Consider the following 11,636-nt stretch of genomic DNA (forward strand, 5'->3'; position numbering starts at 1 on the left):
TTGAATTACATCATAATAGCGATAAAATTATAAGATTGAATATGATTTTTAAAAGATAAGTCTTTTTTTTAATGGAGAAAATAATGAGATTTATAAAAACTCTCATACTGATCGCTTTAGTAGTTTCTTGTGCAGATTTGTTTGCCGCATCGCAAGAGGAAATGGCAGACAAAGAACTTGGAGAGATTCAGGGCAGCAAGGTTTACATCCGCTCCGGTGCGGGCCTTAATTTCTACCGCTGCGCGATAATATCCGAGCCCGCCAAGGTGGTTATCGCCGGCGAGGAAATGGGCTGGTCTAAGATCTATCCGCCGGAAGGGCTTTTTTCCTGGGTCTCAAGGAATTATGTGGACGTTAGCGATATCGACCCGAGCAAGGGGATTATCAACCGCGACAACACGCGTGTCTGGACAGGTTCGGAATTTGTGCCTGCGATACACTGCTCTACCAATCAGGTAAACCTCAATAAGGGCGACGAAGTAAAATTCTACGATGACAACTCCGCGGAAGATGATTACTACAAGATTGTTCCGCCGGAAGGTGCATTTGTTTGGGTAAATTCCGCTTATATCAAGAACCTGGGCCCGCTGTCTCAATACACGCCCCAGACCGCCGAACCAAAGCCGGCGGAAAAACCCGCACAGCCCAAAGAGCAGGCAGAGGACGAAGCCGAAACTGAAATGAAAGACACTGAAACGGCAGAAGAGCCCGCCGGAGAAGAACAGGACAGCCGGAAAGACAATGGCGAAGCAGAGCCTCTCGAAGACGCTGAAACCTCAGATGCTCAAGTTGAGGCAGAAAAACCGGCACAAGATACGCAGCCGGCTCCTAAGGTAGAAATCAAGGAAACAGAAACCGCTAAGATGATCAAAAAGTGCCTGGAGATCGGCAAGCAGCTTGACAGGGAGCTTTCCAAAGAGCAGGTTGATTTGAGTATTCTGCCTACGATGAAAGAAGAGCTGACCACTATTGTCAACCACCCCGAATCCGGCAAAGCCGGTAAGTACGCAGGGTATCTGCTCAATAAAATTAACAGCGTTGAGCTGGCACGAACCGCTATGAAGCAGGTTGAGCAACAGGACAAAGAGCTGGCTGAAAAACGAGCCAGAATCAGGGCAAATCTCGACGATAAGCTCAGTAAAGTTGATCTTATCGCCAACCATACGCTTTCGGGTAAATTCTACCAGTCAGCGGTTTATCCCGAGAGATGGCTGATTAAAGACAGAAATAACAAGGTTATCGCTTACGGAATACCCGCCAAAAAAGAGATGATCCCCGAGCTTAAGCAGTTCATCGGCCGTGATGTAGCCCTGGCCGGCGATGCCCGCCCGGATGCGCATAACTCTCTGCCCCTGATTACATTTACAAAGATCACCCCGCTTGAGGACTAAGCAGCGGCGTTTATTCAGGTTTTTAGCGTTTCACAGCGTATTTGCGTAACCGCTCCACGTAGGTCGGGCTTCCAGCCCGACACAAATCAAATTACCCTCTCGTAGAGGGGCACCCGAAAGACGGGGTGTTTTGCACGCTAAAGCGGGTACTCTCACAAAGTAGAAAATATGGAACGACCGGCCCCAACGGTTGCAAATCTCGTCATAAGCCGGATAATTACGGTTTATGCGATAAGGTGTACGTAGCACCTGCCAATCGCGGGTTATTACACTGTGGCAACAGAGCCGCATACAATACGAAAGGTACCGGTCGTTATGAACAATATTATAACATATGTAGGAATGGATACACACAAAAAACAACATAAAGCTGCCATAAAATACCCTGATCGGGATAATGTTGTTGAATTTACAATCAAAAATACGCCCTCTGATATTAAACGGGCAGTAAAAAAGATAGCCCGTCAGGCACCTGGGCCGGTTGAATTCTGCTATGAAGCCGGCGTTTGCGGCTTTTCTCTCAAGCGCAGGATTGAGGCTCTGGGCTTTAAATGTGCGGTAATCGCCCCATCTCTGGTACCGGTAAAACCCGGAGTTCGTATAAAAACAGACCGCAGGGACGCAAAGAAGCTTCAGGAGTACTACAGTGCGGGCCTGTTGACCGAGGTTCACGCTCCCAATGAGAAACAGGAGGCAGATAGAGAGCTGGTGCGTCTTCGTGAGACAGCCCGAAAGGATGTCCAGAGAGCACAACATCACATACTCAAGTTTCTCAATCGTCATAGCTATATTTACCATCAGGGCAATCACTGGACAGATAAGCATATAACCTGGCTGCGTGGTATAAACTTCGAAGAGCCCGCCCTGAATGAAGTCTTTGAGGCATATTTCGCCCAGTACATAAACTGTTGTGAAAGGCTCGACAGGTGTGATCGGCGTGTTGAGGCGCTGGCAGAAACGGATGACTACCGCGAAATGGTAGGTATTTTGAGTTGTTTTCACGGCATCAAGACCATCACGGCAATATCCATTCTGGTGGAAATTTTTGATTTTGCCCGTTTTGAATCAGCCCCGGCTTTTATGTCATACCTCGGTTTAACCCCTAAAGAGGACTCCAGTGGAGAATCAGAAAAAAAAGGCCCGATAACCAAGGCCGGCAATAAGCGGGTAAGGCGGCTGCTCAATGAAACTGCCCACCACTACCGGCATCGATATGTTCCATCTAAGGCCCTTAAAAAACGTAGAGAGAGCCGGCCGCAATGGGGAATAGAAATAGCTGACAGGGCCGGGCAGCGTTTGAGTTACCGGCACAGGTACCTTCGGGCCAGGGGCAAGATTCTGGTAAAGGCCAACATCGCAGTTGCCAGAGAGCTGGCCGGGTTCATATGGTTCACAGCAACCCAGTATTACGCAAGAAAACAGGCTCAGCCGCAGAAAGTTTAGTTCATATACTTTTTATCACCCTGGGAAAAAAACATTTAAAATTTAATACAGAAAAACATGACAAATGGTGGCGTGGGTACGAAAAAACCACTTGCGATTGTCCTATATGACAGATATGCCTTATCGGTAAGTCTGACTCATGCCCGTAGAAAGCAAGGTTTGCGACGGAGTATTTCAATGTCGGCTCTGGCCAAAAGCTAATCCACGTATATCAGACTGAATCAACGTCGAAGAATCCCACGCTATCATGCGTCATTAAAATAAGATATGTAAAATTTAAAAAAAAGTAAATATAATCTCATTAAAACTATTGACAAAGGTCGTTCCATATCAGGTCAACCGTCCCCGGTTGACATTAAAACGCCAAGCGGGGACGCTTGCCCTACGCCGCGGCTCTGATTGCGTCATGCGATATTGCCTGAATCTTAACTTTTAAACTCATCGTAGGTCGGGCTTCCAGCCCGACACAAAGTCCAATTCCGCCTTCTTTAGAGGGCACCCGAAAGACGGGGTGTTTTGCACGCTAAAGCATGTACTCTCACAAAGTAGGTCAACCGTCCCCGGTTGACATTGAAACGGCAAGCGGTGACGCTTGCTCTGCTTAGCTTCTAATTATTGGACAGGATTACAAGATAGACAAGATTAATTTTTTATTACCATGAAGTTATTGAAGAAATTGAAGTTTTCATTATATCTTTTCTTCATGTCCTTCATGCTCTTCATGGTAAATTCAAATCCTGTTTATCATGTCTATTTTATTTATCTCAAATCTCAAATTGAGCAAATTCGTGAATTTGCTCTACACTGATGCATTTGTCTCAACTAACCGCTGACGGCGTTTTTGGTGCTGTTACGGCGGATTATAACCCCTTGTCCGGTATGCATATACAAAAAGAAACCCCCGGAGGAGGTGGCCGGGGGCGAATGAAAAGGAGTAGGTGTTTGGTAGTCTATTTAGTAAACCGCAAATCTGTCTGAGACATCCTTGCGGGTTGCTGGTAAAAAGGATGTCCCCCGTAGGAGGGACCGGGGGACTAAATGAAAAGGAGTAGGTTGTTTGGTTGTTGGTTTTGGGTCTTCTAGTTGTTGTGCTGTGTGCTGTGTTTTAGTTTAAATAAACAACCATAATAAGATTATGATGGCGGGTATAACACATCACTTTCAGCTGCCTCCTGGGGCAACCAAACGTACACTCTCTGGTATTAACTTTTTAAATTATTGCTGTCCAACGTCGTTTCATTATCCTTACGGGACGTGGGATTATATGTTCGAAAAAATTTTTATCAAATGCAAAAAAATTATTTTTTAATTTTTGACGTAAATCAACTGCTGATTTTAAATCTTATATGAACAAATGTCCGCCATCCTGATGTTTCTAAACTCATTGTAGCAAGTATTTAATGTATGTACAGTAAAAAAATGAAATTCTTTCAAAATTTCTGCAAAATCATTGAAATTTTTATGAATTGGACAAAGAATTCCCTCAAAAAACCGCTTACACAGCAACTTTAAGCGTGCCGCAGAGACAAAATCTAAGCTGCTCCGCTTTCTGTTTTTTAACGGTGCCGGGCCGGCCGGATTTATATAAATCTTGTAAATCCGGCATCTCTGTCTAAAATAACACTGTTAAACAACATGGAGAACAAAAAATGCAGGATACAGCGTTAAAAATATTTTCAGAAATCGCACAGGTTCCGAGGCCCTCGGGGCGTGAGGAAAAAATAATCGCCTGGCTCGAGGCGTTCGCGGCCAAACATAATTTCAATTATAAGAAAGACGCCGCGGGCAATGTACTGATGCAGGTGCCCGCCACCGCCGGCTATGAGAAATGCCCGCCGGTGTGTCTCCAATCGCATGTCGATATGGTCTGCGAGAAGCGCCCCGGTCTTGAGCATGATTTTGATAATGACCCGATCCGGCTCAAGACCGAGGGGGATCTGCTAAAGGCCGAGGGTACCACCCTCGGGGCGGATAACGGTATCGGTATGGCGATGGCGCTTGCCGCGGCGGTCAGCCCGGAGTGTAAACACCCGCCGCTGGAGCTGCTCTTCACGGTCAACGAGGAGACCGGCCTGGTCGGTGCATCGCTGCTTGAGCCGGAATTTTTCCAGGCGAAAACGCTTATTAACCTCGACGAGGAGACAGAGGGAACGTTCGTTATCGGCTGCGCAGGCGGCGAGGATATCAACATCTCACTGCACAATCTCAAGCGCAGCCCCGTTACCGGATACGGCAGGCTCATTAATTGCAGGTTTTCCGTAACTTCTTTACTGGGCGGACATTCCGGCATTGATATCAACAAAAAAGGCCGTGCCAACGCCAACACGCTTGCCGGCAGGCTGCTGTATTCAATCTGGCTCAAGGTTCCCGGCATGTGGCTGATATCGGTCAACGGCGGTGCGAGCAGAAACGCCATCGCCCGCGACTGCGTATGTGAATTTCTGGTGCCGGCAAAGCCAAAGCCGCTCAAGCCCCAAACGTCCGGTGATTTGACATTCTCGCCCGATTATTCCGCCCGCGGCACACTCGAGCCTCTGTTTGCTGAGCTTAAGCATCAGATAGAGAGGGAATACCCCAGCGAAAATCTTACCGGGCTCAAACTCGAGCTCTGCGATGCCCCTGACGATACAGCCGCATTGAGCGAGGCGGACACCCGCCGGATTGTGGGCTTACTAAGAGCAATGCCCAACGGCGTTTACAGCTATTCGCCGGAGCTTGGCACTGTAGAGACCTCCAACAACCTCGGCACGGTATCACTGAGCCGCAGCGATTCTGTCTTTACCCTGGGCTCACTACAGCGGAGCAGCGACCCCAAACGCCTTGACGACATCCGCGACAAGATATTGGCTATCGGCGAGCTTTGCGGCGGTTCTATAAAATGCTCCGGCAGGTACGCCTCCTGGACGCCGGCAAAGGAATCAGCCCTTTTAACAAGGTGCATCGAGGTTTACAAAAAGCATACCGGCAATGAGCCGCGGGTGAAGGTGATCCATGCTGGCCTGGAATGCGGCGCTATCGGCTCGCGTATGGGCGGTCTGGATATGATATCGTTCGGGCCGGACATCTCAAGCCCGCACTCGCCAGATGAAAATGTCAGCATCTCCAGCGTTAAGCGGATCAGGGAATTTCTTTTTGTTCTTCTTGAATCGTTCACTGAATGAGGTTATGATATTCGTGTGTTAAAATTTTATTGTCAATAAATAAAGCTCTATTGTCGGCACCTTGCGTGAGAGCTTTTTGAGAGAATTCGTGAATTCTCTCTACAATAATATCGCAGCCGCGAAACGCTGTTTGTAGTATGAATTTTACACATTTTACTTTATAACTATCTTAAATAGTTACAACTTATGGCTTTGCCCGGTGTTGATATGTCAGACAAGAAAAACAGATTCCGTTTCCTGCCGAAAAAATTAGAAGACTGGCTCTATGATTCAACCGGCGAGATAGGCCGGCTCGGCGGGATGCTTATATACCAGTTCAAGCTCTGGCCTCTATGCGTAAAGCTGCTGAGGCGAAACCGCTCAAACCAGCAGGCCGCGGCGCTTGCCTACCACACGATATTTGGCATTATCCCGCTGGTTATCATCATGTTCGTGATATTCCAGAGTTTCCCCTCTTATGAAAAAATCGGGGATCAGCTGCGGAATGATATCTATGAAAATCTTAATCTCGACCAGTTGACATATCCCGATCCGAAAAATCCGGAGCAGGAGCTTCAGGTAACAGAGTATCTCGACGGCGTGATAGAGCGGTTTTTCGAGAGCTCCAAACAGGGCACCGCTACGATTGTGAGCATAATCCTGGTGTTCTGGGCGGTGATGAAGCTGTTGACGACGATCGAAAAGACGTTCAACAATATCTGGAACGTTGCGTACGGGCGAACGTTTATCCAGCGTGTAATATCGTTCTGGACACCCTTGACGCTGGGGCCTCTGCTGATCGGTGGTGCCGTGTATCTAAAGACAAGCCCGTATGTTACGCGTATTTTTGGCGGAGCCGGCAGCGAACACCTGCAACCGCTTCTGCCCTTTATTCTTACGGTGATGGCTCTCTTTTTCCTCTATATCGCCATGCCCAATACACGTGTTAAGGCCCTGCCGGCGCTGTGGAGTGCGATCATCGCCGCTCTCATCTGGTTTCTGCTGAAGCACGTTTTCAATATCTACATGGAAAAATTCATCCCCTACAGCAAGCTCTACGGAGCTATGGGGCTGATTCCGCTGACCGTGTTTTATATTTATCTGACCTGGATGATAGTGATTTTCGGCGTGCAGCTCTCCTATACCATACAAAACCTCAAGAAAATCGATTTTGAGGAGATGAAATCAGCTATGGAACGGGAGTCTGCCCTGCTGGCAAACGATATGCTGATTCTGCGGATTATGGGATTTCTGGCGTTTCGGTTTGTAAACGGCGACGGCCCGACACGCTACAGCCTGATCAGCCGGGTCTTTAATCTCCCGGGGACATTTGTGCAGGCAGTGATGAAACAGCTTGCCGGCGAGGGTTTGGTTGTTTACGCAACAGACCCGGACGAGGGTTTTATGCTCCAGAGAACCCCCGAGAAAATAACCGTAAACCAGGTCTTAGACGCCTTTGCACTCGAAAAGGTCGGTCTTAGGGAACCGTATAAAAGCAGTGCTATAGAGGATTTAGTAAGAAAATCCAGAAAAAACGCCGAGAATGTCACCGTACGTGATGTTTGCGATTCAATAAAACAGTTTGAAGCAACCGCCGCGAAAATAGAACAGCAGGCCGAGCTCCAGGACGAGATTGAAGAACAGATAAATCAAGACAAGCCGGAAAACACATTAAACGATAAAGATTCCCAATAGACGCGATTCCAAGTTGCAAGTCAGGTTAAATGGCAAGAGATATTTTTTCAGACGAAAACATTAAACTCTTCGAGCTGCCCGGGTATTCACGGTTCTGCGAGAATAAACCCCGCACAAAGGCCCTTATAGTGCATACCGGCGGTATCGGCAAATGCCTGGGCTTGCTGAGGCTGGCGGATTTTCTCAAACAAAATCTCGCTGTCGCAGAGGTAGATTTTATCGGGCGGTGTGAGAAGATATCGTTTCTGCCGCGGCGAAGCCCCGTTGACCGGATAATTGATTTCGACAAACTTGGGCTCAAACGCCTTGAGTGCGAGCCGGCAGACTATGAACTGCCGGATAATGACGCCTTGGCGATGGAGCTTGCCGGCTACGAATGGGTGATAAACTTTGTCGGCGAAAAAGGCGGGCGGTTTGAACAGAATCTGATATATACTCTTTACCAGACGACCTCGTCGGAAGTCGTAACCCTCTCTGTCTCTGCCCCTCGGGATTACAGCGGGCATATAAGCCGGTTTCACATTGAAGAATTTTACTGCGAGAAGGGCCCGTCGATTGAGGCGCTCTCTACAGGTGAGAAACTGAGCCTGGATATGGACGCGCCGGTTATACGGCCCGCCGCCGGAGATGCGGACCGCGGCAGGGAAATACTGACCAAAGCAGGCTGTGAAAATCCCGAAAACGCGGTCATTCTGGCACCCGGCAGCGGCAAAGCGGAGAAAAACTGGGCGATTGAGAATTATATCGAACTTGCCGCCATGTTATACGCCAAAGGGTATAGGCCTCTCTGGCTTATCGGCCCCAATGAGCACGGGCTGGTAGAGCGGATAAAATCATCCGGCGACAAAAACCCGATTCTTCGCGGCATATCACTCGATCAGCTCGCGGCCGTCATTGCCGCCGCGGCAGGTTATATCGGAAACGAGGCCGGCACAACCCAGCTCAGCGCGATGCTCGGGGCGCCCACGCTTGCCGTTTTTGGTGAAACAAACCGTATTCACTACGGTCCCCAGGGAGCAAGAACCGTTGTAAGTGTACAGCCTCGCAATAGTTTCAGCTCTCATTGTCCCGAACAGACAGCCGCGGTTTTAGACGCATTTTTTACAATTTTAAGCGAATAAATTTTAGCGGCATAAAGAAAAACTAGCCGTTATATGCAAATTTACCGGTAAATTTCGAAATAGACTTTAAAAATTACCGGTAAATTTTGAAGTTAATGTTAAAAATTACTGGTAATTTTTGAAATAGATGGTAAAATAATCCAGTATGATAAAGAGAACTGCACAAAAAATAATAGAAGAAAGTCTGTACAAGGGCAAAGTAATTACCATATACGGTGCCAGACGGGTTGGCAAAACCACACTTTCCAAAGCAATCCTTGAAAGCCAGCGGGCTGCCGGCAAACGGGTAAATTATCTCAATTGTGAGTCATCAAATGTAAAAAACCGGCTGGAAACAACTAATGAGCTTCAATTAAAAGATTTTCTTGGTGATTATGAGCTGGTTGTTCTCGATGAAGCGCAAAATATCGAAAGGGTTGGTCATATATTAAAACTCCTGGTGGATACATACCCTGATATTCAGATTATTGCGACAGGGTCAAGCAGTTTTGAGTTATCAAATCAGGTTGGCGAACCGCTTGTAGGCAGAGGCAGGGAGTTCAAACTTCTGCCGTTCTCAACAGGTGAGTTAGCGGCAGATATGGGCATGATTGATCTCTCAGGCAGGCTGGAGAGTCTGCTCCGCTTCGGCAGTTATCCCACTGTTTTCGGCGTTTCAGAAACCGATGCAAAAGAAGAGCTTAATGATATAGCCGGCAAATACCTATACAAAGACATTCTGGCATTTGAAAATCTTCGTAATTCCGATTTGCTGCTGGATCTGCTCAAGCTGATAGCTCTACAAGTCGGAAATGAAGTGTCTTTGCATGAGATAGGCACAATATTAGGTCTGGCCGGCACAACAGTCAAACGCTATATTGACCTGCTGGAGAAGTGCTTCATTATCTTTCGGCTGCCGGCTTTGAGCAGGAATCTGCGTAAAGAGATAGCCAAGTCGCGTAAGATATATTTCTACGATCTGGGTATCCGAAATGCGCTGATCCAGAACTTCAACACGCTTGATATTCGTAACGATGTCGGCGCCCTCTGGGAAAATTTTTGCATTGTAGAACGGATGAAACGAAACGAGATTCGACGGTTCCGTCCAAATACCTACTTTTGGAGGCTCTACTCCGGCCCCGAGGTTGACTATATAGAGGAACACGGCGGCCGGCTCGACGGTTTCGAGTTCAAATACGGCACCACGGGCAAATTCCGCCCGCCAAGACGTTTTATTGAAACGTATGAAAACAGCACGGTAAACCTGGTCAACCCAGATAACTGGTATGAATTTACGCTTAAGTGAAAATAGTTTCGGAGGCTTATATGGACAGACGCAAATTTATTAAACTTTCAGTGGTTTCGGCGGCGGGTTTTGCAGGCTTCAGCCGTGCTTCATCTTTGGCGGCAGATTCGACGCGGAAACGCCCCAATATCCTGCATATCCTCATCGATGACCTGGGTTTTGCAGATGTGGGCTATAACGGCGGCGGGTTTTGCGAAACGCCAAACATCGACCGGCTCGCTACACAGGGGATGCGGTTTACCAACGGATACGCCCCGGCGCCGATATGTTCGCCGTCTCGCGCGGCATTTCTGACGGGCAAGACGCCCGCCCGGCTGAATTTTGAGTTTGTAACCAAGTTTGAGGGCAACAGTTATGACTGGGATCAGGCCTGGCGTAGGCAGTGGGACGGATTTGAGATGGTACCCCCGCCGTTTACGCTGAACCTGCCGATAGAGGAGGTTACGATTGCCGACGCGATGAAAACCGCCGGCTACGCGACCGGTATCGCCGGCAAATGGCACGTCGCGGCGCATCACGGCAGCTATAACGGCTGGAGCCGGACACACGGGCCCCGGAAGCAGGGCTTTGACTGGGGTTTTGAGACGGTTGGCTCGCACCCTTACGGCTGGAAAAAGAGCGAAAAAGGCAAATTCGGCCCCTATGAGCCCGGCAGTTTCCCCGAAGATGACCTCACCGCGGAATCAATCGGGTTTATGGAAGAGAACGCAAAGAACACAGGCAAGCCGTTTTTCCTGTTTGTCAGCCACCACTACGTGCATACCCCGCTGGGGACAAAATGCAAATGGCTGGCGGATAAATACCGCGCCAAGGCAAAGGCACTCGGCAGAGATTACAGCGATGACCAGATCACATATGCCGCCTTTGTCGAGACAATGGATCACTACGTCGGCCGGCTGCTCGACGCGCTGGAGAGGCTCGGAATCGCCGATGACACCCTCGTGTTCTTCACCTCGGACAACGGCGGCCACCCATCCCACGCGTTTAACGCCCCCCTTCGCGGCAGTAAATGGAACCTTTACGAAGCGGGGGTAAGGGTGCCCACGATTGCCCGTCTGCCCGGTGTTATCGCTGCCAACAGTATATGTGATACGCCGGTTATGCATACCGACTGCCTGCCGACGTACTGCCAAATAGCCGGTGCAAAGCCGCCCGCCGCCGAGGATATCGACGGGCGGGATATTATGCCCCTGATGCGGGGGAGCAGCTCAGAGGAGCTCGAAAACCGCTGTCTGTACTGGCATTTCCCCTATTATCATCCGGAAGGGTGGAAAAATTACAGCAAACGACCTGAAGAGATCGGGGTCAATGACGGCTATATCAGCCGGACACGGCCGCAGTCATCAATACGCTCAGGCGATTATAAGCTGATCTACTTTCACGACAGTGAAAATTGTGAGCTGTATAATCTTGATAAAGATATCAATGAACAAAACGAGCTGAGCGGCGAAATGCCGGAGAAAACGAGGCTGTTGAAAGAGCAGCTGTTAGACTACCTTAACAAGGTAAACGCAAGGCTGCCGCGAAAGTAGTTCCGCAGCGGTATTTTCTGCTTGCATCT

At 48.7% G+C, this 11,636-nt stretch carries 7 protein-coding genes; all 7 read left to right on the forward strand.

The features are described from left to right. Positions 1 to 83: 83 nt before the first annotated feature. The 7 genes from SMSP2_RS12675 (at position 84) to SMSP2_RS12705 (ending at position 11,607) form a co-directional block, all read left to right on the forward strand. A complete protein-coding gene (locus SMSP2_RS12675; RefSeq protein ID WP_146684409.1) occupies positions 84 to 1,391 on the forward strand; it encodes an SH3 domain-containing protein in 1,308 nt (435 codons plus the stop codon). Between the two features lie 315 nt (positions 1,392 to 1,706). Beyond that, a complete protein-coding gene (locus SMSP2_RS12680; RefSeq protein ID WP_146683483.1) occupies positions 1,707 to 2,834 on the forward strand; it encodes an IS110 family RNA-guided transposase in 1,128 nt (375 codons plus the stop codon). 1,649 nt (positions 2,835 to 4,483) lie between these two features. Next, a complete protein-coding gene (gene pepD / locus SMSP2_RS12685; protein WP_146684410.1) occupies positions 4,484 to 5,995 on the forward strand; it encodes a beta-Ala-His dipeptidase in 1,512 nt (503 codons plus the stop codon). A 207-nt stretch (positions 5,996 to 6,202) separates the two neighbouring features. Beyond that, complete coding sequence (locus SMSP2_RS12690; RefSeq protein ID WP_186804713.1) at positions 6,203 to 7,669, forward strand: YhjD/YihY/BrkB family envelope integrity protein; 1,467 nt, start codon at positions 6,203 to 6,205, stop codon at positions 7,667 to 7,669. Between the two features lie 29 nt (positions 7,670 to 7,698). Next, complete coding sequence (locus SMSP2_RS12695; protein WP_146684412.1) at positions 7,699 to 8,790, forward strand: glycosyltransferase family 9 protein; 1,092 nt, start codon at positions 7,699 to 7,701, stop codon at positions 8,788 to 8,790. Positions 8,791 to 8,935: 145 nt separating this feature from the next. Beyond that, a complete protein-coding gene (locus SMSP2_RS12700; RefSeq protein ID WP_146684413.1) occupies positions 8,936 to 10,075 on the forward strand; it encodes an ATP-binding protein in 1,140 nt (379 codons plus the stop codon). A 20-nt stretch (positions 10,076 to 10,095) separates the two neighbouring features. After that, positions 10,096 to 11,607: a sulfatase gene (locus SMSP2_RS12705; RefSeq protein WP_146684414.1), complete on the forward strand. Its 1,512-nt coding sequence runs from the start codon at positions 10,096 to 10,098 to the stop codon at positions 11,605 to 11,607. The last annotated feature ends 29 nt before the right edge of the window (positions 11,608 to 11,636 follow it).

This window comes from Limihaloglobus sulfuriphilus, from assembly GCF_001999965.1.
GTDB classification, from domain to species: domain Bacteria; phylum Planctomycetota; class Phycisphaerae; order Sedimentisphaerales; family Sedimentisphaeraceae; genus Limihaloglobus; species Limihaloglobus sulfuriphilus.

Coding starts and splice junctions, on each gene's coding strand:
- SMSP2_RS12675 (WP_146684409.1), top strand. CDS start 84: ATGAGATTTATAAAAACTCTCATACTGATCGCTTTAGTAGTTTCTTGT.
- SMSP2_RS12680 (WP_146683483.1), top strand. CDS start 1,707: ATGAACAATATTATAACATATGTAGGAATGGATACACACAAAAAACAA.
- pepD (WP_146684410.1), top strand. CDS start 4,484: ATGCAGGATACAGCGTTAAAAATATTTTCAGAAATCGCACAGGTTCCG.
- SMSP2_RS12690 (WP_186804713.1), top strand. CDS start 6,203: ATGTCAGACAAGAAAAACAGATTCCGTTTCCTGCCGAAAAAATTAGAA.
- SMSP2_RS12695 (WP_146684412.1), top strand. CDS start 7,699: ATGGCAAGAGATATTTTTTCAGACGAAAACATTAAACTCTTCGAGCTG.
- SMSP2_RS12700 (WP_146684413.1), top strand. CDS start 8,936: ATGATAAAGAGAACTGCACAAAAAATAATAGAAGAAAGTCTGTACAAG.
- SMSP2_RS12705 (WP_146684414.1), top strand. CDS start 10,096: ATGGACAGACGCAAATTTATTAAACTTTCAGTGGTTTCGGCGGCGGGT.